Annotated in this window: 30 protein-coding genes; 22 read left to right on the top strand and 8 right to left on the bottom strand. The window is 39.6% G+C overall.

Translation table 11 applies throughout. The features are described from left to right. The first annotated feature begins 53 nt into the window (after positions 1-53). Together GUA46_RS06905 and GUA46_RS06900 are read left to right on the top strand one after the other, a co-directional pair. Complete coding sequence (locus tag GUA46_RS06905) at positions 54-1,073, top strand: RHS repeat-associated core domain-containing protein (RefSeq protein WP_176619857.1); 1,020 nt, start codon at positions 54-56, stop codon at positions 1,071-1,073. Beyond that, the gene (locus GUA46_RS06900; protein ID WP_176619856.1) at positions 1,074-1,943 is read left to right on the top strand and encodes a toxin-antitoxin system YwqK family antitoxin; all 870 of its coding nucleotides are present in this window, start codon (positions 1,074-1,076) and stop codon (positions 1,941-1,943) included. 88 nt (positions 1,944-2,031) lie between these two features. Here GUA46_RS06900 and GUA46_RS06895 read toward each other — a convergent pair whose 3' ends face one another. Beyond that, on the bottom strand, positions 2,032-2,214 hold the full coding sequence (locus tag GUA46_RS06895) for a hypothetical protein (protein ID WP_176619855.1): 183 nt from the start codon (positions 2,212-2,214) through the stop codon (positions 2,032-2,034). A 116-nt stretch (positions 2,215-2,330) separates the two neighbouring features. Here GUA46_RS06895 and GUA46_RS06890 point away from each other — a divergent pair, with 116 nt between their 5' ends. Genes GUA46_RS06890 through GUA46_RS06865 form a run of 6 tightly spaced genes read left to right on the top strand, consistent with a single transcriptional unit; the run spans position 2,331 to position 5,413 of the window. Then, a complete protein-coding gene (locus GUA46_RS06890) occupies positions 2,331-2,669 on the top strand; it encodes a hypothetical protein (RefSeq protein WP_176619854.1) in 339 nt (112 codons plus the stop codon). Continuing rightward, positions 2,635-3,579, top strand: a complete 945-nt coding sequence (locus GUA46_RS06885; RefSeq protein ID WP_176619853.1) for an RHS repeat-associated core domain-containing protein — start codon at positions 2,635-2,637, stop codon at positions 3,577-3,579. The genes GUA46_RS06890 and GUA46_RS06885 overlap by 35 nt, the downstream gene beginning before the upstream one ends. Next, complete coding sequence (locus tag GUA46_RS06880; RefSeq protein WP_176619852.1) at positions 3,579-3,818, top strand: hypothetical protein; 240 nt, start codon at positions 3,579-3,581, stop codon at positions 3,816-3,818. The genes GUA46_RS06885 and GUA46_RS06880 overlap by 1 nt, the downstream gene beginning before the upstream one ends. 7 nt (positions 3,819-3,825) lie before the next feature. Then, positions 3,826-4,713, top strand: a complete 888-nt coding sequence (locus tag GUA46_RS06875) for an RHS repeat-associated core domain-containing protein (protein ID WP_176619851.1) — start codon at positions 3,826-3,828, stop codon at positions 4,711-4,713. 32 nt (positions 4,714-4,745) lie between these two features. Beyond that, the gene (locus tag GUA46_RS16960) at positions 4,746-5,138 is read left to right on the top strand and encodes an RDD family protein (RefSeq protein ID WP_176619850.1); all 393 of its coding nucleotides are present in this window, start codon (positions 4,746-4,748) and stop codon (positions 5,136-5,138) included. Next, on the top strand, positions 5,135-5,413 hold the full coding sequence (locus GUA46_RS06865; RefSeq protein WP_176619849.1) for an RHS repeat-associated core domain-containing protein: 279 nt from the start codon (positions 5,135-5,137) through the stop codon (positions 5,411-5,413). The genes GUA46_RS16960 and GUA46_RS06865 overlap by 4 nt, the downstream gene beginning before the upstream one ends. 62 nt (positions 5,414-5,475) lie before the next feature. Here GUA46_RS06865 and GUA46_RS06860 read toward each other — a convergent pair whose 3' ends face one another. Further along, positions 5,476-5,937 carry a hypothetical protein gene (locus GUA46_RS06860; protein WP_176619848.1) on the bottom strand — a complete coding sequence of 154 codons (462 nt, stop codon included), beginning with the start codon at positions 5,935-5,937 and terminating at the stop codon, positions 5,476-5,478. 664 nt (positions 5,938-6,601) lie between these two features. On the opposite strand from GUA46_RS06860, the gene GUA46_RS06855 reads away from it, so the two are divergent. From GUA46_RS06855 to GUA46_RS06845, 3 genes are read left to right on the top strand one after another with little or no spacing between them, the layout of a single operon-like run. Further along, complete coding sequence (locus tag GUA46_RS06855) at positions 6,602-9,484, top strand: gliding motility-associated C-terminal domain-containing protein (RefSeq protein ID WP_176619847.1); 2,883 nt, start codon at positions 6,602-6,604, stop codon at positions 9,482-9,484. A gap of 4 nt (positions 9,485-9,488) precedes the next feature. Further along, on the top strand, positions 9,489-10,424 hold the full coding sequence (locus tag GUA46_RS06850; protein ID WP_176619846.1) for a PorP/SprF family type IX secretion system membrane protein: 936 nt from the start codon (positions 9,489-9,491) through the stop codon (positions 10,422-10,424). A 4-nt stretch (positions 10,425-10,428) separates the two neighbouring features. After that, positions 10,429-12,171, top strand: coding sequence for an OmpA family protein (locus GUA46_RS06845; protein ID WP_176619845.1), 1,743 nt, complete (start codon positions 10,429-10,431; stop codon positions 12,169-12,171). A 91-nt stretch (positions 12,172-12,262) separates the two neighbouring features. On the opposite strand, the gene GUA46_RS06840 is transcribed toward GUA46_RS06845, so the two are convergent. Continuing rightward, positions 12,263-12,592 carry a hypothetical protein gene (locus tag GUA46_RS06840; protein WP_176619844.1) on the bottom strand — a complete coding sequence of 110 codons (330 nt, stop codon included), beginning with the start codon at positions 12,590-12,592 and terminating at the stop codon, positions 12,263-12,265. Between the two features lie 53 nt (positions 12,593-12,645). Here GUA46_RS06840 and GUA46_RS06835 point away from each other — a divergent pair, with 53 nt between their 5' ends. The 4 genes from GUA46_RS06835 (at position 12,646) to GUA46_RS06820 (ending at position 14,642) form a co-directional block, all read left to right on the top strand. Further along, positions 12,646-12,885: a hypothetical protein gene (locus GUA46_RS06835; protein WP_176619843.1), complete on the top strand. Its 240-nt coding sequence runs from the start codon at positions 12,646-12,648 to the stop codon at positions 12,883-12,885. Between the two features lie 298 nt (positions 12,886-13,183). Then, positions 13,184-13,363: a hypothetical protein gene (locus tag GUA46_RS06830; protein WP_176619842.1), complete on the top strand. Its 180-nt coding sequence runs from the start codon at positions 13,184-13,186 to the stop codon at positions 13,361-13,363. A 121-nt stretch (positions 13,364-13,484) separates the two neighbouring features. After that, positions 13,485-14,087 carry a DUF6088 family protein gene (locus tag GUA46_RS06825; protein WP_176619841.1) on the top strand — a complete coding sequence of 201 codons (603 nt, stop codon included), beginning with the start codon at positions 13,485-13,487 and terminating at the stop codon, positions 14,085-14,087. Positions 14,088-14,363: 276 nt separating this feature from the next. After that, entirely contained in the window at positions 14,364-14,642 is a 279-nt protein-coding gene (locus GUA46_RS06820) for a tyrosine-type recombinase/integrase (RefSeq protein WP_229418459.1), read from the top strand. Positions 14,643-14,810: 168 nt separating this feature from the next. Here GUA46_RS06820 and GUA46_RS06815 read toward each other — a convergent pair whose 3' ends face one another. From GUA46_RS06815 to GUA46_RS06795, 5 genes are all read right to left on the bottom strand, one after another. Next, positions 14,811-15,299 (bottom strand): Mov34/MPN/PAD-1 family protein, encoded by a 489-nt coding sequence (locus GUA46_RS06815; RefSeq protein WP_176619840.1) that lies wholly within the window; start codon positions 15,297-15,299, stop codon positions 14,811-14,813. Further along, complete coding sequence (locus tag GUA46_RS06810; protein WP_176619839.1) at positions 15,296-17,038, bottom strand: ThiF family adenylyltransferase; 1,743 nt, start codon at positions 17,036-17,038, stop codon at positions 15,296-15,298. The genes GUA46_RS06815 and GUA46_RS06810 overlap by 4 nt, the downstream gene beginning before the upstream one ends. A 2-nt stretch (positions 17,039-17,040) precedes the next feature. Further along, the gene (locus tag GUA46_RS06805) at positions 17,041-18,036 is read right to left on the bottom strand and encodes a CBASS cGAMP synthase (RefSeq protein WP_176619838.1); all 996 of its coding nucleotides are present in this window, start codon (positions 18,034-18,036) and stop codon (positions 17,041-17,043) included. 6 nt (positions 18,037-18,042) lie between these two features. After that, a complete protein-coding gene (locus GUA46_RS06800; protein WP_176619837.1) occupies positions 18,043-19,035 on the bottom strand; it encodes a CBASS cGAMP-activated phospholipase in 993 nt (330 codons plus the stop codon). A 564-nt stretch (positions 19,036-19,599) separates the two neighbouring features. Further along, the gene (locus tag GUA46_RS06795; protein WP_176619836.1) at positions 19,600-20,340 is read right to left on the bottom strand and encodes a hypothetical protein; all 741 of its coding nucleotides are present in this window, start codon (positions 20,338-20,340) and stop codon (positions 19,600-19,602) included. 349 nt (positions 20,341-20,689) lie between these two features. On the opposite strand from GUA46_RS06795, the gene GUA46_RS06790 reads away from it, so the two are divergent. The 7 genes from GUA46_RS06790 (at position 20,690) to GUA46_RS06760 (ending at position 25,165) form a co-directional block, all read left to right on the top strand. After that, positions 20,690-20,845 carry a hypothetical protein gene (locus GUA46_RS06790; protein ID WP_176619690.1) on the top strand — a complete coding sequence of 52 codons (156 nt, stop codon included), beginning with the start codon at positions 20,690-20,692 and terminating at the stop codon, positions 20,843-20,845. 287 nt (positions 20,846-21,132) lie between these two features. Continuing rightward, positions 21,133-22,542 (top strand): tetratricopeptide repeat-containing sensor histidine kinase, encoded by a 1,410-nt coding sequence (locus GUA46_RS06785; RefSeq protein ID WP_176619835.1) that lies wholly within the window; start codon positions 21,133-21,135, stop codon positions 22,540-22,542. A gap of 9 nt (positions 22,543-22,551) precedes the next feature. Then, positions 22,552-23,220 carry a response regulator transcription factor gene (locus GUA46_RS06780; protein WP_176619834.1) on the top strand — a complete coding sequence of 223 codons (669 nt, stop codon included), beginning with the start codon at positions 22,552-22,554 and terminating at the stop codon, positions 23,218-23,220. 209 nt (positions 23,221-23,429) lie between these two features. Beyond that, entirely contained in the window at positions 23,430-23,582 is a 153-nt protein-coding gene (locus tag GUA46_RS16955; RefSeq protein ID WP_176619833.1) for a YegP family protein, read from the top strand. A 3-nt stretch (positions 23,583-23,585) separates the two neighbouring features. Next, positions 23,586-23,819 carry a hypothetical protein gene (locus GUA46_RS06770; protein ID WP_176619832.1) on the top strand — a complete coding sequence of 78 codons (234 nt, stop codon included), beginning with the start codon at positions 23,586-23,588 and terminating at the stop codon, positions 23,817-23,819. After that, positions 23,820-24,107, top strand: a complete 288-nt coding sequence (gene yidD, locus GUA46_RS06765) for a membrane protein insertion efficiency factor YidD (protein ID WP_176619831.1) — start codon at positions 23,820-23,822, stop codon at positions 24,105-24,107. Positions 24,108-24,112: 5 nt separating this feature from the next. Further along, positions 24,113-25,165 (top strand): type I restriction endonuclease, encoded by a 1,053-nt coding sequence (locus tag GUA46_RS06760; protein ID WP_176619830.1) that lies wholly within the window; start codon positions 24,113-24,115, stop codon positions 25,163-25,165. The last annotated feature ends 324 nt before the right edge of the window (positions 25,166-25,489 follow it).

The raw sequence follows: 25,489 nt of genomic DNA, 5'->3' as shown, positions 1-25,489 counted from the left end.
CCACGGCGAGAGCTGCGGTTTTTGCAAAGGATTTAAAATTGATTCAGTAATTTTTGGAAACTACCACAGGGCAAAATAATGTAATTTATTCGGGCAACAAACCTGCGGTGTTCATGAAAGAGGGCAACGAGGCCAGTTTGGAGGGCTATACGGACTATTACCCCTTTGGGATGCCCATGCCAAACCGCACACTGCTCAGCGCCGATGGCTACCGCTACGCCTTCCAAGGGCAGGAAAAGGATCCCGAAACAGGCAAGGAAGCTTTTGAACTGCGATTGTGGGATGGAAGGATTGGACGATGGTTGACCACCGATCCGTATGGGCAATATGCTTCGCCATATCTGGGAATGGGAAATGACCCGATAAATGGAATTGACCCTGATGGAGGCTGGAAGTCCAAATTTGGTGCTTGGTTGTACAAAACCTTTAATGGCGGTGGAGAGATTGTTGGCGAAAAAGGCAATTGGAGCGTGGCCCAACAAGGAGCGGATGGTTGGGATACATTTGTAACGAATGGAGATTTTGCGGGCAAGGCGAACCAATATATGAATTTAAATTACACTCCGTTGCCCGGAGCTACGATAGGAGTAGATAATATGAAGGGCAACAACCCTTTTGCCGGAAAACGATGGGACTGGTTCGAGAGCCGGTTGAGCGGGGACAAATTTTACGGTAACGGCAGCGAGGAATATGGCAACACCAAGGGAAGGAATGGCGCCGTATATGGCTCCCAAGACTATAATGACTGGCTGATACCTGGTTCCAATGGCGGCAACCTGAGATTTTGGTCGCACAAGGCCAATACGGTAAACCATATGTTGAGGGCTGCACGGGATGGTGTAGGGGCTGTAAACCAGGGCAACAACATTGCCATAACAGTTCCTATAATCGCACCACAACCTATGGATACAACTTCCTACATATTACAATATTGGAAAAGCGGAACTCCACATGGAGGTAGTGGTGCTGGAATAAAAGCAGGTCTTCTAAGGTCACAACAAGCAGCAAATAATGAGATGAAAAATGATACAATAGGGCTTGATTCCATACAATTAATTAAAATGTACCGCTAGATGAGAATATTGATAATATTGCTAATTTTAATGCTTGTCAGTTGCAAAAAAAAGGAGGTTCGAGAACAATATCCTTCAGGACAGCTTAAAATGAAATATACAGTAAATAACGACAACAAAAAACATGGAGTTTTAGAGAGATATGATGAACAAGGAAATCTAAGGGAAATCTCTATTTATAGTGATGGCATAGCTAGAGATTCATCCTTGTTTTATGATGCTAATAGTAATTTAGAAAGTATAGTTTTTTGGAACAATGTTGGCGAGGCCTATTATCAAAAACGGTTATTTCCTGATGGTAAAACCAGATTTGAAGGCCCCCTTGGCTCTAACGAAGAACAAGTTGGTAAATGGAAACTTTATAATCAGCAAGGTATATTGAGCGAATACAGAGAGTATGTTAATCTATCAGGTGAATCATATATGAATCAAAGATGGATTTTAAACGCTCAGGGCGATACTATACCGGGAGGTAATTTTTATCGTGCAGTATCGCCTGATACAGCCATTGTTGAAAAACCTTATCGCATACATTTCTTTTTAGAACAACCAGTTATATCCTATGATAGTGATTTGTTTGTCTGCCTTCCAAAACAAGACTATACCATTAACCCTGATTTTTCAAATGAACAAAATATTGAATGGGATACCATACCTAGTTTGTCAATAAGATTTAAGGAACATGAAAGATTTAGAGATAATAACCATGATGTTGTCTTTGATATGCAAAATTTTGAGGTAGGACAAAAAAACATACGTGGCTTTCTTCTTGAAAAAGAAAAAACTCAAAAAGACACTTTTGATTTTGTTACCAGAAAAATATACTTTGACCTGCCTGTCTATATAAGTGCGGATTCAATATCACAATAAAATCTCTCTTCGCAGCTACTGTAGGTGACGGTGGGGAGATTACTGTTTCTGCATTTCTTTCTAAAAAGATTTACAACGGTTCTGTAGATCAAATCAATGCCAGGGACCTAGGAGGGTATTCTGCTTTTGGCGAAATAGGTATTACACCAGGAATTGGTGGATTTGTTGGTGCTGATGCATCCATTAGTCCATCAGGTAAACCAACCTGGATAAGCATATATGCTGGAATCTCAGGTGGTGCAGAGGCCAGCCCTTTAACAGCAGTAAACATAAAAGGTGGGGTAAGGCACAATACAATATTGCTTCATAGTAATGGTAATCTTTACATAAATAATCCTATTGAACCGAGCAAAAATCTTGTTGTTTCACCAAATTCATCCGTGTCCTATGAATAAGAATTATTTGAAAGCAGGATTTTTAATACTGTTTTTGGCAATTATATTATTCATGACGACTAGAAGTAATAATATAGCTTTAAAACAAGATATTAATGGTGTTATTATAAGTGAATCGATTTATGGAGGAAAAGGAGATGTCAAGGTAAGATTGAATTCGGGAAAAGAGTACTTGTTAGATTTATATTCGGTTAAATCGGATGACAGTGTTATTACAGGAGACTCACTATTTAAAAGAAAAGGAGAGCCAGAACTTTATCATTTCAAAAAGGACAGTTCAGGTGCTTTTAAATTATATGACGTATACAGACATACGACTTTTTTCGATTGATGATGTTTTCTTAGAAGGCTACACGGATTACTATCCTTTCGGGATGCCCATGCCGAACCGTGGCCTGATGAACGCCTACGGTTACCGCTATGCCTTCCAGGGGCAGGAAAAGGATCCGGAGACAGGGAAAGAGGCGTTCCAGTTAAGGTTGTGGGATGGACGTATTGGGCGTTGGTTGACCACCGACCCTTACGGACAATATGCTTCGCCATATCTAGGGATGGGAAATGACCCAATAAATGGAATTGACCCTGATGGGGGTTGGAAGTGGAAACTATTTGCAAAATGGGCAAGAAACAGGGCCATAAAGGCAGGTCTTGACCCCGGTGAGCTATACAAAAGTAATGGGGAATGGGGTTTCAACACTTCCTCTGTAACCAGTGGGTTTACAACTGATGCGGATGCTATAGCGACTTTTAACTATACAAGTGCTTGGAAGAACGATATTCCCGCTGCAATTTCCGCACATCAGCCTAATTGGGCAGAAAACCTACAAACTTTTGCAGAATACAACCCTGCAATAAACCAAGCCCCTGGAGGTAAAATGGCTTTTGATGCAATTTATAATATTGCCAATGACGCATATGTTTACGGAACAAGAAATTTTACAAAAAATGGAGGTAGACATTTAACTGGTTTTGTTGCTACCCCAAAAGAGGAGTTCAATGCAGGTATGAATACTTTTTTGACTTTTACACCTAGTCCATTAAAAAGTTTTAGAGTTGCTGGTCCTAAATTAAACGTATCTACATTTGGAAAAACTTTTAAAGGGACTTTCTTGACCAAACTAAGTCCAAGAACAAGAGGTGATATAATTATTTATTCAAATAAAGCAACTGATCAAATTCATGGAAAAAGATTAATGAATGTTGCAAAATCACAGGCTGAAAATTTAAACAACAATAATTGATGGATATTTTTCAAATAATTTTCGGTAGATTTTTTGTTGAACTTATTGGAGCATCTATTAGATATTCTTTAATCAATATTAGCAACATAATTAGAGAAAAAGAATTAAAATCATTTTCCAAGTTTTGGACTCCAGATGGTAGTGAATACAAAAAGCTAGAAACAGAATCTGGAAATAGAATTGCAGCTCTTTTTGTTTTTGTCATTCTGTTAGTATTGATTTATCATTTTGGACAATAGAAAGACTATGGTCCCCATAGAACCCCAAGGCTACCGCTACGCCTTCCAAGGGCAGGAAAAGGACCCCGAGACCGGGAAAGAGGCCTTTGAACTGCGGTTATGGGACAGCAGGATTGGACGGTGGTTGACCACGGACCCTTACGGACAATATAACTCCCCGTATGTTGGAATGGGCAACGACCCTATAAATGGAATAGACCCGGACGGCGGTTGGAAGACCAAGTTTGGTGCTTGGTTGTACAAAACCTTTAATGGCGGTGGAGAGATTGTTGGCGAAAAAGGCAATTGGAGCGTGGCCCAACAAGGAGCGGATGGTTGGGATACATTTATTACCAATGGTAGCTTCACTCCTGAACATCGAAGAGATTTTGCTGCTGTTCCAGGCTCTGGTTTTTCTCTTTTCAATGTCGCAAATTCCGTTGAAACCCCTGATAGGTTGCCAATTTATGTTAAAGCACAAGCTGATTTTAACTATGGTGGATTTGGTTTTGATGTGAAAGCAGCAGGTGGAAATGTTACTTTACAAAGTAATGTAGGGAAGAAGTCTATATATTCAATTGGAGGCGAGGCAGATTTTTGGGAAGGAGATTTCACTAATCTTTCTTTTATACAGAATCCATATAACGAAAATAGAGGTGGAACTGAAACAGGATGGGGAGTCAATGGAATTTTTGGTTATAGCGAAAACTACGATACTCGATTCAGCCGAGAATCAACAACTACCAATTATGGAATCATAGAACATACAAAGATTTTTCATAACGAATCCATACATAACTTAGGCAAAGTGAAACAGGATAGATATGGATGGTCTTTTGGTGGAGAATTTAATGCAATATACGGTGTTCGGGCTAACATAGAATTTGGTTGGATATCTCAAGGTGTCCCTAAATAAAAAAGTATTTTTAATATTTAAATTCTACCATAATGAACGATATATTTCGCCGTGCTATAGCTTTTTATGTGGATGCACTAATTTTTTCGATACCAGCATATTTGATTTATTCTACTATTTTTTTTAAAACAGCGAACAATCTGCAATCACGATTTGATGATTCCAAGGTTCTTTTGGCTCAAATAGTATCTTATATAGTATACTTCACAGTTTGTGAGTTTTTTTTTAAAAGCACCATTGGCAAGAGCCTTTTTAAATTTAAGGTTCAAGGTAAAAATGATAAAATCAATTTGTTACAAGTGTTGGTAAGATCTTTATCTAGAATTGTTCCTATAAACCAAATTTCTTTTTTGTTCAATGATGAAAAAATATTTTGGCACGAGAAATGGTCAAATGTTTATACTGTCAAGAGAAGTAAACCATGAAAGAGGGCAACGAGGCCAGTTTGGAGGGCTACACGGATTACTACCCCTTCGGGATGCCCATGCCGAACCGCTCACTGCTCAGTGCCGATGGCTACCGCTACGCCTTCCAAGGGCAGGAAAAGGACAGCGAGATAAAAAGTGAGGGTCTCTCCATTAATTATAAGTACAGGATGCACGACCCGCGGGTGGGGAGGTTCTTTGCCGTGGATCCGATAGGCTATCAATATCCATGGGATTCCCTCGCTGGCGCAAGCGTCCCGCTTGTGCCGTTATGAGTGGGCGATACGAGCAAGAAATTTAAGGAACGAGAAAGACCACGGTGCGAACTGTGGTTTTTTTATTGTTTAGGAAAGAAAGTTTCAAGTAGTTTTAGAACTGTGAGCACAATAGCGAGAACAGCACCGACCTTAGTGACCCTGTCCCAGGACACTTTCCAGAATCTTCGTTTCCGCTCCAGTTTCTGCCAATAAGCAAACCAAGCCCAGTTCCTGCCAACTTCCTCATAATCGAAATAGGTCAGATCACGAGTGCTGCCATCGAGTCTCAACTGAGAAGGCAACATACCGCCAAACCACTGCAAACGAACAATACCTTCCAACCATAGACGGCACTGCTTTTTGTTCTTCCTGTAGCGTTCTTGAACCTCCAGTGTAGTTTTAAGATACGCTTGTTCAGCAGTTGTCCTGTCCGAATCAGAAACCTTATTGGCCGTTAGGTCTTCATTGAGAAAATACTCGAAATCCATATCCAGAACAAGTTCTCTGAACTCTTCATTGAACGGAACCTCCATTTTGGGCATTAATCCAAGGTTTTTAGGGTTACTTTATATCATTTAGAACGGTCGAAAGCGTCTCTTTCAACTTCTTCTTTTCCCGCTGGCGCTAGCATGTTGCTCGTGCCATGTTAATGAAAAATAGGCAAATAAAACGTAAGATTATTTGTGGGAGACAGGAAAAACCTAAATACGGATACAGATGAATTAAACGCTCATGTAATTGCCTACAATAATTACTACCCCTTCGGGATGCCGCAACCGGGGCGTAATTTTGACTCAGAGGAGTATAGGTACGGCTTCTAGGCCTGCACTGAGTGGAGCCGAAGTGGACAGGAGAAGGACAACAAACTCAAGGGCGAAGGATTGAGTGTCAACTATAAGTTCAGAATGCACGACCCATGCAAGGGAACAAAATTTGATAAGGAAGTACAAATATTTGACCGTTGTTTTTTCTCTTGATCTAATCTTGTACTAAGCAAATGCTGGAACATCCTATCAGATGAATTCCTTAATAATTTGGTTTTTAGTAAATACTGTTGATGTTGAAAACTTTTTTATTAGTTTAGCGGCTTCTAACCTCAGCAGCATATCGTGTTGTAACCCCACAACCGATTTTTAATTGTTTTTGATAATGTTGTTTTCAATCCTGTCCCCCCAGATTGACAAACACTCTTTTGACCTACTTAAAATGAGAAAAAACAAGCTTGCCCATTCGGGGCATCGTGCTTTTGGGGCGGCCATTTTGCTATTCTTGACTTTTGCCCATTCGGTATATTCCCAATGTGCCGGAGCAGACAATACCATTACAGTTTGCGACAAGTACGGTGACATTTCCAACAAAACTTTTGATTTGTTTGCAAACCTGAACGGGATGCCAACCCCTGGGGGAACTTGGTCCACGCCAAATGCCGCTGATTTAAATGCCTTGGATATAAACACCGGAATTGTCAACCTATGGAGAATCAATCGTTTCGGCGAACATGAGTTTACATATACTAATGATAACTGCAACCAATCGGCCACAATTACACTTTTTTTGGGCGGATATGCCGGAGAGGATAACATTGATGGTAGTGCCAATGCATGCAGTGATCATCCTGCCGTGAACCTGTTCTCTTTTCTGGGCAGTAATGTAGATGAGGTAATCCCGGACTTTAACGGTGTTTGGGAAGAAGACCCCAATACGGTAACGGGTTTTTTGAACGGTAATCTCTTCAATGCCGAATCTGCAGGACCTGGCGAGTATATATTTACGTATACTGTTCCAGACTTTGATAGCTGTCCGGGCATGCAATCAACAGTAAATTTGGAAGTGCACAAGGCGCCCAACCCAGGAATCCCATCAAATCTTATTGTGTGCACAACGGATGATCTGTCCGGCCTGACCAATTTGGATCTTAATGATTTGTTGACTAATGAAGACCCTAATGGGGTATGGTCAGAAGTTGGGACGAATCAACTTGACAATCTCCAGGATCACTTTGTAAATGTGGAGGCAATTAATGCCAATCATGGATATGGAAATTACAGTTTTGCCTATTCGGTTGAACCACCACATCCTGTTTGCCCAGTTAAATCATCAGAAGTTTTTATCATTATACTTCCCACATTAAATGGGTCCATGGAAGCCGAAAACTATTGTTCCGGGACAGAATATGAGATTATCTTGGAATATGATGCTTCCTTATTGCCCTCGGGCCAATACGAACTAGGATTTAGTGTGACAAGCACCCAAGGAGAGCAAGATTCGCTAACTGAGATAACGTTGACCAACGGGACAGGTAATTTTATTGTACCCGAATCCCTTGTTCCCATTAACGAATTGGTTCAAATTAATATTCTGGGAATTATTGGAATTGTTCCTGAAAGAATCGTTTGTAATGACATTAATGTACCACCCACCGAATTCCTGGTTTCCACCCCAATTGCTTCTACAGAAAATATATGTCCCAACAATCCTGTTGATATCAATTTGCAGAACATTTTGGACCTTATGGCGAACCCTACCAACGAATCACACAATGTAAACTTTACCTTAACGCTTCCCGACAACTCCGTGGTAAACCTCTCCAAACCAGATGTTGTTTTTACTGATGGTTCTGCCTCATTCAATATTGAAGCAGAACAATTTCAGCTTTCTGGATCATACACTTTGGAGATAACTGTCGAGGACAGCTATGAAATCGGTTGTACCATAAACACTGGAATCCAGGTTCTGCCCATTCCTGAAGAAATTGATTTGGAGATAGCGGTGGACAACAACTGTGATGCCACTTCCATTGATGTTCTTGTGGATGCCCCGACCTTGCCTGATGGAAGCTATACGATCGACTATGAGGTTATTGAACAAAACACCCAATCCACCTTAACGGACAACACCATCAACTTTATGGGAGGAGTGGCCGTGTATGGCATCGACATCGCCAATTTGCCTGATGGGGATTATATCGTGCTACTGAAAAGCACCCAAAACGATTCCACTCCCTGTAGATTGCAGTTTGAATTTGAGCTTCAAGAAGGATTTTCCATTGGAGGGGAACCCATTGTAGTGGAGGCGGAAGAACAGCAATCCTTTTGCCTTAACGAAGGCACACCGACCTTGGAGGATATTACCGTAAGTACAAGTGGTGCCATTGCCTTTTACCCCACTGCCGAAAGTCAGGAAGCATTGCCCATGGCTACACTACTGGAAGATGGCGAGGATTATTATGTATCCAGTACGGACCAAAACAACAACTGTGTTAGTGAAGAACGTACAAGGGTTCAAGTTTCCTTTTTTATGGCCGAGGTACCAACGACCATCAATTCCACCCCGGTTTATTGTGCTTCTGATGAAATAACCCTTGCAGATTTGGACATAGCAACCCCTAATGGAGGAACTATTGTTTGGTATGATGCCGACGAAGGAGGAACCATGTTGGACCCGACCGACCCGGTTGTGGATGGACAATCCTACTTTGCAGCCGAACAACTGGCCGGATTCTGTGAGAGCGATACCCGATTGACAATAAAGCCAACAGTGGTTCAACCACCCTTGCCCGATTTAATATCTGATGAACTCTTGGTCTGCGCCTTGGACAATCCTACCGTTGCAGAACTGGAAAATCTTGAAAACTTCATTGAGGCAGAAGTGGAATGGTTCAATGTGGCCGAAGGAGGTACGGCCTTGCCAAGCTATGAGCTTTTGGAGGACGACACCATTTACTATGCCCAAAGTTATGACGGGGACACCGGATGCATCAATACAAACAGGGTTCCCGTGGCGGTCGACCTCAACAACTGTGATCCCGAAAAATATGGCTTCTTTATTCCTGATGCATTTTCACCCAACAACGATGGAAGGAACGACACTTACTATATTCCAAATATTGAAATAATCTTCCCCCATTTCACTTTGGAAATCCTTAATCGATATGGAAACTCTTTGTTCAAGGGAGATGTTTCCAACCCAGCTTGGGACGGCTCTGGTCCAGGCGGGAAAACTGTGCCCAATGGCGTCTATTTCTACATCATCAATTTCAACAAAGAAGGTCACGCCCCAAAACAGGGAAGATTGTACCTAAACCAATAAGTAAATGAAAAGAATACTGGTAAGCATTTTGGTTTTGCTATGCTCCTTAACGGCAAAATCACAACAAGACCCTCAATATACCCAATATATGTACAACCTGAGTATCATCAACCCAGCGTACACCACCAATGAAAGGGGGCTTGTGAATTTTGGGTCATTATATCGCTCCCAATGGCAAAATGTAGAGGGAGCTCCAGAAACATTGACATTTTTTGCGCACGCCACCTTGAGCAACAAAGTAGAAACGGGATTATCCATAATAAAGGATGAGATTGGAGACGGCGTACTTTCGGAAAACAATATCAACGCCGATTTTGCCTACAAGTTACAATTGGATGCACAAAGTAATCTGGCTTTGGGTCTAAAGGGAGGCATCACCACGTTTAAAACCAATTTCAATGACCTTACGCTTCCAGAGTACCAAGATGATGACGCATTCAACGAGAATATAAACAGTGTATTTCCCAGCGTAGGGGTCGGTGTCTTCTATAACAGGGCCAATTTTTATGCAGGAGTCTCCGCTCCGAACTTACTCACCTCCAAACATATCGACAATCAGGATGGGATAAAAAGAATAGGTTCCGAGGAAATACATCTTTTTTTTACAACAGGATACGTATACAACATAAATCCCGACCTAAAACTAAAGCCTTCCCTAATGACCAAAATGGTGGAGGGGTCGCCAATAGCTCTGGACACCTCCATCAATATGTTGTTCAACAATAAATTTGAAACAGGGCTTTCCTATCGATGGGGCGATGCCGTAAGTGCGATGTTCAATGTTTATGTAATGCCTTCGGTTAGAATAGGCTATGCATACGATTACACCTTGTCCAACTTGGGAAGCTTCAGTTCGGGGTCCCATGAGATCTTTGCGCTTTTTGATCTTGATTTGCTGGGCCTTAAAAAAGGATATGATAAATCTCCTAGATTCTATTAGAGCAATGAAAAAATTACTTTTTATCATACTGATCGGTTCACAACCCGTGTTCGCACAACAAGAATTGGAACGTGCCAACACCTATTTTGAACGTGCATTTTACAGCGATGCCATTCCCTTGTACGAACAAGTTTTATCGACCAACAAGAGTCAGCACGTTCTACAAAACCTAGCAGATGCCTATTACCGAACCTACGATATGCATTCAGCGGCACGGTGGTACAAGACCCTTACCTCAAGAACGGGAAAAACCGTTGATCCCGAATACTTTTTTAAACTCAATCAATCGCTAAAAGCAACCGGCAAATATGAAGAGGCAGAAAATGCATTGCAAAAGTATTATCAAAATTTGGGTGATTCGGTATCGATTGACAAAGCCAGAAAAGACAACCAATATCTTAATGCCGTTAATGCCATTGGTGATAGATTTATCATTCAAAATCTTCCATTGAACACCCCGGGTTCGGAATTTGCAGCGATACAAATTGACTCCAATCTAATTTATACCGCAGCCAGCAAAAGGAATACTTCATTAAAAAAGAGATACCGCTGGAACAATCAAAACTATTTGGACATTTATGCCCATCCGATTGTTAAAATCAACCAGCATGATGCTTTTAGCAAAAGTTTACCGGGCAAAATAAATACCAAAATGCACGAGGGCACCTATGCCATTACCAAAGACAGAAAAACCATTTACTTTACTCGGAACAATTACTTAAGGGGCAGGAAAAAAACAGATGAAAAAAAAGTCTCCAATCTTAAAATCTACAAAGCAGAATGGATTGACAATAGGTGGGACAACATCACCGAACTTCCCTTCAATAGCGACAAATATTCCACCGAGCATCCTGCATTGACCGAGGATGAAACCAAGCTTTATTTTGCTTCTGATCGCCCAGGTGGGTTCGGCTCTTTTGATCTATACAGCGTAAACATACTTTCCAAAGACACTTATAGTTCACCAGTCAATCTTGGGGCATCCATCAATACGCCAAGGAAAGAGCAATTTCCGTTCTTGGACGAGCAGAACAATCTTTACTTTGCCTCCAACGGTCATCCTGGATTTGGACTTTTGGATATTTTTATTTCAAAGCTTGAATTTGGCGACTACAAAAAACCGGACAACTTAGGGCTACCGGTAAATAGTGGCTATGATGATTTTGCGATTTCCTTCCACTCGTCAAAAGAAGGTTATTTTTCATCCAACCGTCCCACGGGAAAAGGTAGTGATGATATCTATTCTTTTAGGGAAACCAAACCTCTGGTTATTAAAACAGAGGAGGAAACCACGCAACTGGCATCCAATATTCCCGATAAGACCGATGAAGGCACGGCTCCATCAAACGAAAAAGAAGATGAAGCAATTGTCCGAAAAGACGACAAAACCTTCATCAAGACAGAACAAATTCATTTTGATTACAACCTATGGTACCTAAGAAAAGATGTTCGAAACAGATTGGACATAGTTATCCGCACAATGAACAAATACCCGATCATGAAGGTTGAAGTTGGAACCCATACCGATAATAGAGGCAACGACAGGTACAATTTGGAACTCTCACAAAAACGGGCCGACTCCGTAAAAGAATTCTTGGTCGAAAATGGCATTTCAGAAGATAGGGTCATTGCTGTGGGTTATGGCGAATCCAAACCACTTGTGCAGTGCCCAGCCGAAAACGATTGTACCGAACAAGATCACGAACAAAATAGACGGTGTGAGTTTATCATTCTTGAGTGGAAATAACTGCGTACCCTTGAGCTTTGATGTCAGCTTTTTGCCATCCGCGGGGGGCGACCAAACTAACCAAATCATATCAAAGAGAGTTGTTGGGATGCTATTTTTTAGGACAGATTTTATTTTTTGGAACATTGCAAAAATAATTTAAATGTGCCCTTTTAACATCCTGTAGGGTTGAAAATCTATCACCCACAAAGAATGCGCAATGCATAAAACCTTCTTTGTCAATGTTCCATGAGACACAATGAACATCCTTTTCCAAACCAAAATGTTTAAAGGCTCTTATAAGCCTTCGACTCCTGCGCATGCTGGCATCATTTAAAAAGGAAAATTGGTTCTCAAAAAGAATATTCTCTTCACCCAATATTTTTACCGCCAAGATAAAATCTTGTTTGTCATGATTTGCAATAAATTCGTTTACAGTCATTAAAATCATTTTATCTTATTATATCAAAATTAAGACAATATGTTTTTTGTTAGATGGTATTCTATTTTTTTGTCTTCAAAATAGTGCCTTGCCAGTTCAACAAACTGGACATATGCCCAGTGGGCGACAATGGTTTCATCGATTGCAAGACCTTGTTTGCTGTGGCAAAGAACGATCTGCTTTTCCTAAAAAAGGAACAATTGGATAAAAGGCTGGAAGAACTGCAACTGGAACAATCAATCTCCAAGCGGAACAGGCTTGAAGCGGAGAACAATATCCGGTTTCATTCTTGAGAGAAGGAAAGGGTGATGAAGAATATTGAAAAGCACAAGGGGAGGTCTCGGCACGCCAGGTACTAAATATAGATGGTACAAGCCTGTGCATTAGGATAGAGGATGTGAAACCCATTCCTTTATTTGTCCAGACGGACAATTCGACCTATGGACATTGGGCCAGACGGATTGTTACCAACACCAAAAGTGTTGCCGATTATATGTACAATGCCCTTTCCATGATTCCCCAATCGATCAAGGACCAAAAGGAACTGGCGCTTGACCATGAACTTCATGTCCCCTCTAACCAAAAAAAATATTGGATCTTGATTTTGATAAATTGGACGAGCTCAAGAAGATGGAGACAAGAATGGAACAGATCAACGAGAAACGGGATAAAAAGTTCAATGTGGATATTGCGGATAAGGAAAAAGAACCGGAAAGGCCGGTAATCTCCCATACGGAGTCCTCGGATGTAGGAACGGGCCGATCTTTATGAACCGTTGCCAAGGCCAGGGTTGCAATTTTATACCCTTGGGTACAATACCAAATGGTAAAAAAGCTTTCATTGGAAAAATTATTGTAACAAATATTTTCTAAATTTGTTATAAAATAAGTTCGTGGAGAGTATCGAGTCCAAAATAAAGAAAAGAATTTCCAGGAAAAAAAGGGGAGAGTTATTGTTCCCTAACGACTTTCGGGGGCTGGGTTCATCAGAAGCGGTACGTTTGGCCCTCCATAGATTGGAAAAGGAAGGTTATGTGCAAAGGGTGACCCAGGGGATCTATGCACGTCCCAAAATAAGCAAATATGCAGGGGAGGTATTGCCAACGGCAGAGGAAATTGCAATGGCCATAGCCAAAAGGGACAAGATAAGGTTGGTGCCCACCGGGGCATATGCCCTAAGTGCGTTGGGGCTCAGTACACAAGTGCCCATGAAACTTGTCTTTCTGACCGATGGAGCCCCTAGGGAAATAAAACTGGGCAAACGAAGCATAAAACTGAAGAAGACCACTCCCAAGAACCTGATGGCCAAGGGTGGGATAAGCAGATTGGTGATACAGGCACTCCGTGAGATTGGAAAGGATAGATTAACGGAAGAGGAGGAATCAAAAATCATGGCCCTTTTGAAAAAAGAAGACCAAAAGAACCTGCTCCACGATATAGAACTGGCACCGGTATGGATACAAAAGATTATGGAAAGGAGCTTAGATAATGAATAAAGCGACATTTTACCATATCTCCTAAGAGTAGAAAAACCAAACAAAAGGAATTGGAAACGAAAAAATCCATAAAATAGATGTTGTTGCCCGACGGGATTGAGTATGATTTCAAAAACAAAGTAGTTCAAATTTTTAGGGTAATCTCCCTATTTTAAAGTAATTTGAAGGAAATAAAAAGGGGAATTTTAACTCAATCTGTAGAAAATTACCTGTAATGTCCTTGAAAACAATCCTAACCACCCAGAAAGTGTCAATGGTGATAGTGTGTTGCCTGTATTGAGCAATCAGAAGTCCAATGTCTATCTTGAAGAAATCGCTCACCTTTGTGGCATCAAAAAGTATCTGATTACTCATTTGGCCAGGCACACTTTTCCCACTATTGTAGCGCTTTCCAATGGTATTCCCATTGAAATTGTGGGACAAATGCTGGGACACGAAAATCTTCGGATCACTCAACATTATGCCAAGATCATTGATAGAAAAGTGAGTGAGGATATGGCTGTTTTGAAGATAATTCTGAATAGAGTGAAAATAGAAAAAACTCAAAATTCATGAATACTATCAATGATTAATCATAAATAGTGGTCAATTCCTTAAAAATAATAGCTCCTTTCTTAGCCTAAAATTTCTTTCCAAGAGTTCCTCATTATTCTTATTTTCTTAACTGATCTTAATTATGATGGATTGAGCCGCATGGGCATTTGGTGTAACATTCAGGTTAATTTAGTCCAAAGGGCTAGATAGCTCTTCAAATTTTATTTGTCTTTCAAAAACAACACCCTCCTTTTTGACCAAACTCAAATGCAGCCCCTTGCGTCCCATGATAAGGGAAAATATCCTATCTGAATTCAACTTACTCTTTCGTATTTGATCAACAATAGATTTCCGGTCCAAACAGGATGGGGTTGGAATATCCTCTGGATGAGTATGCCATTCCCCTAAATAGATGCTTTTTCCTTTACTCTTTTTAAAGAGCCTATTCAAAAAGCGTTGGTGCAGCACACTGGCGCGCCAAAAACCATACCTACTCTGCTTATCTTCTTTATCGGGCATGGTAACCTCAATAATACTAAAATTGTTCTCATCCATGCAATATCCCAACATAATACCCCCTGCTTCCTCCTTGGAATCGTTGTCCTGAATGTAAGCTTGCATCTTATGGAAAGATTTCGGGAAAATTTTAAGGTTGGTATTTCCAAGACATATGGTCATAGTATATCGTTTTTGATTAATGAAAAGGACGATTGCGCCTTACCAAAATCGGAGAGCACCAAGCCCCTACTTAACAGAAAATCCTTGTCTCCTACCCATGTATACACCTCCGATTTATCAATGCCTTTAAGAACCGCTTCTTTTATAAATGGAAACACTGCTGCCAAAAATTGGGTTAGGTAAGTGGATGAATAGGGAAAGTACCCAGACTGGCAGCTTCCTTCGACCAAATAAACTGAATTCATAGAAGTATCCTCACTCGAAACCACGGCATATTTAAAATCACGGACCAAATCCTTTGTGGTTTTGGCATCTGCGGGATTTATCAACAATACTTGGCCGGAGGCCAAATAAGGTTCTACCCAAAGCAGAACTGTTGGCTTGGTCAATATACCAGATTCCAATGCTGTCAATATATATTCCTCAACCATGGTTTTTCCCACAGCTACAATATGGATATCAAAGGAGTTGATGAAATCAGGTTGAATCTGAATCACAGAGGCCACATGTTCCCGACGTTTTTGAACTTCGTTCATTGGGTTATGATCCAATAGGAAACTGGCCAGTACGTCTACCTTGAATTCATTCACTCCGCTGAATCCTAATAGGTTTCTTTTAATGTTTTCAGCACCCAATTTTTGTGGATCTATGAGGCCAAATTTATTGATTGGTAGATTTTTTAGAAAATAGATGAGATTGGAACCTACGCTTCCCATACCTGTACAGAGAACGCTCGATTCTTCTTCAACAATGCCGGAGGTCCTTATGTATAGACGTTCCATGCTTAGGTTATCAAACGTTAAACGTCGAACAAGTTTTGATTTTCCCAAACCTGGTGCCGATAGGATTTCAAAATTGGAGGGCCTTCTCCGCATGCCACTTATTTTTCTCGGTAAGATCGGCAATTGTTCGTAATTCCATCCATATAACTCAACGCTGTCCACTCCACGATTTCGAAAAACCACTAATATTTCACCTAGCGATTTGGTTTTGCACAACTGCTTGAATGTCCGATATTTTTCTTGATTGTTTCTTATGTGGTCCAAAGATTCCTCGTAAGTCATCTGAAATGGAGGTACTGCTTTGGTAAACTCAATTTCAAGTACTGCCATCTCGATAGTGTTGCATTTTTTTGCTTGGGCATACGCCTCAATCTTCTTTAGGTCTTCTTCATCCGTATAGAGATAGTAGTGGTACTGTGCCAGTGATTTGCCTTGAAAGGCAACCGCCTTTATTTCCTTAGTATGATCTGATATGGAATGTATGCCGATTGAAAAAATCTCATCTTTATCAGAGTATTTCAAATCCCAATAGGCCTTGAACTCTTTTTTGAATTCGGTTTCCTTATAACTTTTGTCATCTCCATCCTTGATAATTTTCTTGCCCCGATGCAAAATGAACTCAACGAAGTCCGGAAGGCTATCCTTCGGAATCACAGTATTCAGCCCGTCATCAAAAATGCAAATGGAACAGTCCTCATTAACATGGGGAATAAATTTCAGGGACTCGTAAATGTTCCTTTCAATGTATAGCTTTGGAAGTTTGTATGGAAACTCCGGCGGAAAATCCAAATAGAGCACCAATTCTAAAAAATTGCCTTTAAAGGTAATCTCTGAAGTGATTTCCCATACCTGTCCCTCTTTGGTAAATGGATACTCTAAACCTTCGTATTCCCCAGCATCAACGATTCGGCATTTCTCTGTTTTGCTTAGATGTTCAAAAAGGTCTTCCAATTCCAAGGTTAGGCCGATTTATTATCCCTGATTACGTCCGGTACGACGAACGATTTGGCCAATTGCTCATCATCTTCCACAATGTTGGCACAGGGGAATCGACTTCCTAAATGCCGTTGCCATTTAGCACAGGCATCTTTTCTGCTTTTCAATTCAAGGGCCTGTTTCCCAGAAATGATAAAATTGTCCAGTGCTTCCAAAAAGTTCTTCTTTCTAGTTTCCGAAGCATATTTGTCCATCAGGTTTTCGGTTGTATTCACAGTCGGCCTGTAACAGCTGTAAGAAGCGGACCAAAACTTGACATCATCAATAGCTTCCTGAATGTTTTCTAGGGTCTTCAAAAGTGCTTCGTCATCCCTATCCATAGATGTGAAATGTTCTACGGCAAGAATTGTAAACACCATGCCACTAGGTAAATTTAAGTAGGATTTGTTGTCCGTCCAGGCTTTCAGGTACCGGATTATTCGTTTCAGTTGGTCCTTGCCTCTGGCCTCATTGATAAACCATTTCCTAAATGCGTAGGGGTCACTTTCAATCCATCCCTTGTCTTTGTGGGCCAATTCAGGTATATCCTCGGAATCAAAAAAATATTCGTCCTTGGTGTCGGTGGTCTTATAATAGATGGGTAGATCAACATGATAGTTTCTGGCATACTGCACCCGGACACACGTGTTCTTGTCGATTGTATCTTGGTTGGTCCTGTCCTTTACCGCCTCATAAATCCAATTGTGCGCGGTTTGTGGTGTAGGCCGGTCTTCCTCCTTCCCAAAAATATAGACTCCATCATCCACATCATACTCTCCACTTATCGGTAAGATACAAGTATTAGTCGAAAATGACCCTTGACCTTTATATTTTACGGTATGCTTGTCCCTTTTTTCATTGAAGTATTTGGTAATGTCATCCCTGATAGAGTTTCTGGATGTTCTCAGCTCCGATTTTTTCTGCGGACTCAGATAGATAATATCATTGAATTCCATAAAAGTGTCATGTAAGTTTGCCATATCACATTAGTTTGTTTTGTATGTTTTCTCGGTTTCGAAAAACTGTTTTATTTCATCCTTTTTCCGCCAGATGATGCCCATGTCGTTGCCCTTTCCCTTTAACAGGTCAATGGATTGCTTAGTGGCTTTGTCCAACTTAACCATGCTTTGCTGCTCCGGGGATAGGATTTCGCTCGGTACACGTATGTGCTTTACAGGAATCGCATTGATTTCATGGACTTTGGACATGAAGTACTCAATAAATTTTGCTTGTCCCGTAAGCATGGTGTCAAAGAGTTCGTCTCTCCAATCAATAAATGCGCGGTCTCTTGCCAATCCTGTGTTTTTTCCAACCGTATTTGTCAAGCTGCTGATGGAAAGAATCTGGACCTCGTCATACTCCTTGTCCTCACCAACGAAATAAGTCAGTGCCTCTATGAAACCAACGATACTAGGATTGTTAGCATAAAGACCTCCATCAACAAACTGTTTGTTGTCATAGTCCTTGATTTCAGCCAATGGAAAATAGGTGGGGGCTGCGGACGTGGCGAGTGCCACATCTACATATCTCGCCATGTTGTCGCGGCTTAGATTGCCTTCCTTGTGATCATATTTGAAGACAAAAGGCCTAGCATCGGTTAATGAGTAACTGGGAATACACAGTAGACAATTGCTATCACCAATCTTGTGCTCTCCAAAAGTGGCTTCAAGAGCCTCCTTCAAGGCCTCGTCACCATATTTGCCCCCTCTGAAAGTCTGCTTGAAAATTCCCCTAATTTTTGACTGTGGAGGAAAAATCAGATCTCCTTTTTCTTCATATAGCTTGGAGATTTCTGCTGCTTTAAGTTTTAATGAAAGAGCAAGGCCCAGTATTCCCCCTGTAGAGGTCCCGCAAATCATGTCAAAGTAGTCTACAAGATTGCACTGAAATTCCTCTTCAAAATGCTCTAGAATCTTTGAGCTGTACAATCCCTTAATACCACCTCCATCTATGGAGAGTATTTTAAATGGTTTTTCCATAATAATCTGGTTATCAATTATATATATCAAACTTCATGCCTTATGCTTTTCATTTTAATTTTAAAGCGATGAGTTTAACCAGAAATGTCATTTTGTCTGATTGAGATTTTAGGTCTGTCATAATTTTTGTTAATCAACTCTGGAACTAAAAACATATAAAATTTACTAGTATAATTACTTGTTGTTTTCTATTGTAGATATCCCAAAAATTAGGGCAGAAAGATTGAGATACCTACACTTAGGTACATCATCTTTGTAATTGTCCATAATTTAATCCCCAGGTTTATGTCTATGCGGTTTTAGTCCTGGGTGTTTTGGTTTATTCGGAGCAGTAACCCTTCTTCTTTTATCTGGGGTTCCATCTGGCTTTTTTGGTTTTGGACCAGGTTTGATTGCTTTGGTTTTTATAACTGTATTCATTTATAGTAATTGTTAGTGTTTTTTATTAGTTCAATATTGGAAATAGAGTTATGACTCCTTGGAATTTGCAAGTTCAAATCATCATTTTCAATAACCTTGCGTAAAACCACATCGCTCAAATTAATTCAATTTCCCTTCCTTATGTTACTCAATAGAATCCAAGGAAGAATTTGCCTCAGAAGAATCTCTTGGTTTCAAAATATATATTTCACAAATATGCTCAGTAACACGTTTGAGGGTCTTGCCGTTAGTGGGGTGTTTGCCATAATATGTAAAAAAAGTAACCTTGTTATCCGTTTTATTGTACCATAGTTCGTGCTCACATCTTTCTGGGATTATTTTCCGCATCTTTTGTAACTCCACTTCATTTAACTTTCTTTCATTTTCCAATCCAGAACATCTTATTTTTTCATAGTGATCCTCAACCCAAATCATACAATTTTTTTTGTAGTACTTGGAAATAAAAAATGATAGTGTACCCAATAACAAGACTCCAACCACCAAACTCATGGAGATCATTTTCTTGTATTTTTCTTCTTGCCGAGTTATTTCTTTTCGCAATTTTCTTTTTACTATCTCACACTCACTTTTGATTTCAAAATCCTTGAAATCTTTATGACCCAGATATTGACAAAGAGCATTTAGGACATCATCAGTTGGAGATTGTTTTTCCTTTTCCTTCGAAATGTAACCTTTATAGTATCTCGTAAATGTGTTGATATCGATATTGAACTGAAAGCTTTCTTCAAACCTATCGGAGAGGTATTTGGCAAGTCCATGGATTGACTTCTTCTTTGATTCCTTTTGGGCTTTTTCAAATACTAGCTCCATTAATTCTTGAATCGGTTCTTCTTTTTTAAAACCCTTTCCTTTTTCTAAAGACATTACTTAGGTGGTTGATATTTAGATGTTTATATGAATGTCAAATTGGTGATGAACAAATGGGGAAAAGATGTCGAACCGATGTCTGATCAAAACTTCGAAATCTACTTTTCATTTGCATCGAACAGTTCATGCTACATGCAGCTAAAATAGCAAAATGCAAGTGATGGTTCTTGCAGGAAGACGCAGTTCAGGGCAAAAGGCTTGGGGAAGTTGCCTAAAGTTACTGGATTCTCTTCCACTTCCTAAACCATAGCGTACGCAAAAAAAATGAACGGGTCTCTGAACCCCGTGGTGAATTCAGGTGAAAGCCTGACAGGGACCCTTTTGTGTAATTAAAAATTTAAAAATCATGAATAAAGTTTATATAGCACTTTTATTGTTGCTCTGTGCAGAAGTTGTTTCGTGTGCAAAGCCAGATCTTGCAGAAGATTTGATTGAAACTCAAGCCTGTTGTGGGGAAGAAGAACATAATCCACCTCCACCACCTCCACCTGGTGATAATTAACAGGAATTAAATTTTAATTTAGAGGAATGAACAAGCTAGGCTTTTTATTCCTCTTTTTTGTTTTTGGTCTAATGGGGACAAGGTTCCATTTTGCCCACTCCCAAGATTCTTCTGATAGTCTGAGACACTACCACAATGTTATTGTTAAACCAGAAAATAGTACAGAGCTTAATTCTGCATTCCGTTTTTTTGAGAGAGAAATACAGAGACAGTTGGAAAAAGGGGACACAGTACCTGCGATTCAGAATTTGAGAAGGATTGCCATTGGCCAATATGAACTGGGATTTTTGTATGAAAGTGAAGCTACTGCTGTAAAAGCGCTAAAATTATTGGAAGGCCAAAATAGTAATGCTATTATCCAAGAAGCTAGGAGCGGTATTTTAAATCATTTGGGAATAGTTTATAAGCAAATTAAGTCTTATGATAAAGCGATTTACTATTACGAAGCAGCTCTGGGTTTGGCATTGGATTCCTCGGATAGTATCCCCACTCTAAACAATATGTCCTATTTATACCTTGATCAGAACAAAAATGAATTGGCTTTGAAAATCTCTATGCTGGTGCTTGAAAAACGTTTAAAGCAAAATGATTCATTGGGAATTGCCAGAGCTCTTGATAATGTAGGTTTTGTTCAATCAAAATTGAAAATAACCGAAGCATTGACCAATATGGGAAAAGCTTTGAATATTAGGCAACGAAAACATGATTTATCAGGCATGTATACCAGTCATCATCATTTTTCCGAGTATTTCTTGAACCAAGGTAATCGACCAAAAGCAATCGAACATGCAGAACAAGCTTATGATTTGGCTAAACAATTGAACAGTGCATCGTACTTGGAAAATGCCTTATCCTTATTACTCGATTTAAGTGATGATCCAAAAGTGATTTCGTATAGAAAATTGACCGATAGTATATCATCCGCAAAGCAGATTCAGGAGAATAAATATGCAGTCATCAAATACAATGTCGAAAAAGAGCGACAAAAAACTCAGATGGCACAATTGCAAAATGAAAGAGAGAAAGGGTATAAGATAATATTTCTATCGGCCTTTTTGTTAGCTGTCATGGGTGCTGTATTCATTGTATACCGAAAAAACCAGCAACGTAAAAAGGAACTGGTTCAAACAACTCAAAAGACAGAAGCACGAATTTCAAAAAGAGTCCATGACGATTTAGCCAATGATGTATCAGGTGTAATGACTTTTGTAGAGAACAAATTGAACGAATCCACCAATATCAAGGAAAACCTTCTGAATTTTTTGAATGATATCTATTTAAGGGCGCGAGATATTTCTGTAGCGAATGCTGGTGTGGATGTAAGTGACTTTCCTGCTGCACTGAAGAGCTTAGTGGCTCAATATCATCCCAAAGGAGTTAATGTTATTACTTCTCGATATTCAAATATCAATTGGGATGATGTTCCCGAACATAAGAAAATACAGTTGTATAAATGTCTCCAAGAATTATTGGTAAATTCTAAAAAACATTCAAAAGCAACATTGATCAGTATTGCTTTTAATGGAAAAGGAAAGAAAAATGAGATTGTTTATTCAGATAACGGTATTGGATTTGATGTCGACAATATAGTATTGGGAGGCCTGAATAATGTGGAAACACGCATGACAGAGATAGAAGGAAGTTTTAGTTTTGAATCGGATGAGGGCAAAGGTTTTAAAGCAAGCCTTCTTTTTTAATTGTATTCCATGTTTCAAAAAGTACTTATTGCAGAAGACCATGGCCTAACTGGTTCCGGCTTGAGAGAAAGTTTAGCAGCCTTATCGATTCCGGAAATCATAGTTGTACATTATTGTGATGATGCCCTTCTAAAGATAAAAGCCGCTTTACAGCATGATAAGCCTTTTGAAATTTTAATCACTGATTTATCTTTTAAAGCTGATTATAAGAACCGAAATTTGGTTTCGGGGGAGGAACTGATAGCCGAGGTGAAAAAAATACAACCTGATATTAAAACAGTGGTCTATTCTGTTGAAAATAGGGTTGGAAAGATTAAAACTTTATATGATACCTTGGAGATAGATGCCTTTGTCGGGAAAGAACGGAGGGATATTAATGAAATAACTAAAGCGATTCAACAAGTCCTTGAAGGTAAAATCTATTTTTCCGAATCTTTGAAACACGCGCTAAGAAGTTCCGAAAACCATTTGGAACTGGATGAGTACGATATTCTTTTACTCCAATTATTGGCGAAGGGGCTAAAGCAAGAAGAAATAGCCCAATATTTTCAAGAAAGAAATTACCATGCAAGCAGTCTCCGTAGCATTCAAGACCGTCTTGGTAAGCTTAAAACAATTTTTGGAGCAAAAACACCCGTACATTTGGTAGCCCAAGCGATGGAGCGAGGATTTATTTAACTCTGTCTTCTGCATAAATCCGCAAGCAAAATTTTTACGATACCCCTATGTTTGGTCATGACCCTTCATGCAGTGATGTCTTGACCAAGGGGAGGCTTGGCGTCACTCAATTGATGGTATTTAAAATGGTGCCATTGCGGAAAAGTGCAAGGGATTGTGTTTTGATGAAACTAATTTTATTGCCGTATTAACAAAAAAACACAAGAATTATGGACAAATGTGAAGTTTATCAAGATTCAAAAAAGGAATGGAGGTGGAGGAAGAAAGCGCCAAATGGTAAAATCGTCGGTGCTTCTACAGAAAGTTATAAATACAAAGCTGATTGCGTGGCGAACGCAGAAAGAAATGGTTGTAAATTTTAGGTTATGAAATACAAAATAGTCCCATTTGTAGCCTCAATTGATTCAAAAAAAGGTAATTCCAATCATGTTGCCGAACAACTTGAGGGAATCATAAAACATCACTCCGATTTAGGCTGGAATTATGTGCGCTTGGAAAGTGTTTCCACTTTTGTACAACCAAACAATGGATGTTTTGGAATTGGTGCAGCTCCAGGACACACTACGACCAGACAAATGGTAGTATTTAAGAAAGATTAAATGCGCCTTGTTCTTTTAATAGGGATTAGGCTGTATTGGTATTTTATTCCAAAATCCAAACGCAGATGCTGCATCTTTCGAGAATCCTGTTCCCAATACGTTTACAGAATCACTTCGAAAAATGGTTTTGTCCATGGGTTAAAAGCGTTCCGTTTTCGCTATAGTAATTGTAGAGGTGGCTGCGGGATCTTTACCAACCCAATAACTCAAGAAACCCAATTGATTTTACCAAATGGAGAAGTGCTAAGTGAAAATCAAATTGCAAAGAGATTATTAAAACCAATATAGAATTCATGGAACTCCAAAACCAACTCAAGGCCCTTTCGGAAAAAGTGCCACAATTTAAAGAACAAATAGAGACCGAAGAGTCGACCAAACATGCTTTCGTGTTGCCCTTTATTTCGCTGTTAGGATATGACACCTATAACCCATTGGAAGTAGTTCCAGAATTTACTGCGGATATTGGTTTAAAGAAAGGCGAAAAAGTAGACTATGCTATTTTCCAAAATGGGCAGCCAATTTTGATTATTGAATGTAAGAATTGGAAAGAAAGTCTAAACTGCCACAATTCCCAATTGTTCCGTTATTTTCATACTACAAAAACCCGTTTTGCGCTATTGACCAATGGTATAGAGTACCGATTTTATACCGATTTGGAAGAGCCCAACAAAATGGATGAAAAACCATTTTTGGAATTTCAAATTGATCAACTTAAAGAGAGCGCCGTCCAGGAAATCGCAAAGTTCCACAAGTCTAATTTTGACATAGACAAGATTGTGGACAATGCAAGTTCTTTGAAATACACCAAAGAAATAAAAAAACTGATTCATGAAGAGCTCCAGGAACCTTCCTTTAGTTTTGTGAAGTTATTCGCCAATAAAGTTTATTCCGGTAGGTTAACGGAAAAAGTAATGACCGAATTCAATGATTTGGTTCATAAAGCCCTAAATCAAACTATTAGTGAGAGGGTAAATGATCGGTTAAACGCAGCATTAAATAAGGAAGCAGAAAAGCAACAAGAAGAAGCATCCGATGTCATTGAAGAAAAAAGCAAAATAGAAACGACCGAGGAGGAATTGGAAGGTTATCGAATCATAGTTGCTATTTTAAGAAGAGTACTTCCAGTTTCGCGGATTGTACATCGGGATACGCAATCCTACTTCGGGGTTTTACTGGACGATAACAACCGAAAGCCTTTATGTCGTTTGCACTTTAATGGGTCAATCAAGTATATCGGACTCTTTGATGCCATGAAAAAGGAATCGCGAAAATCGCTACAAGCATTAGAGGATATTTACCAATACGAAAGGGAGCTATTGGCAACTGTTGGCTTTTATGAAGAATAATGGTAGTTATCTTGATTCACTTTACATTAAGGTTTTACTATCCTTGAAAATCCTATTGTTTTCACCTAAAATTCTTTTACGATTTATAGTACTTCTCATAATAAGAAAACGCCTTAAGCTCCATTTCTTCAAAGCCGATACCCGCTATTGTGTACATGGTACATTAAACCAACTAACGTGGAAAGTAGAAAATGCAACTTTCATAATTCTTGAAAACTCGTCAAAGCTATTCTTTGGGTCCAACGAACACATATTTAAGGTAGACCACGAAAGAACAAAATTTAATATCACTTGTTATGGAGTGGGTAATAAAATTAGGGCAAC

The sequence above is a fragment of the Flagellimonas chongwuensis genome (assembly GCF_013376415.1).
Taxonomy (GTDB): domain Bacteria; phylum Bacteroidota; class Bacteroidia; order Flavobacteriales; family Flavobacteriaceae; genus Flagellimonas; species Flagellimonas chongwuensis.
The sequence above is the reverse complement of the archived record's forward strand: the minus strand, read 5'-3'. Positions and strand labels throughout refer to the sequence as shown.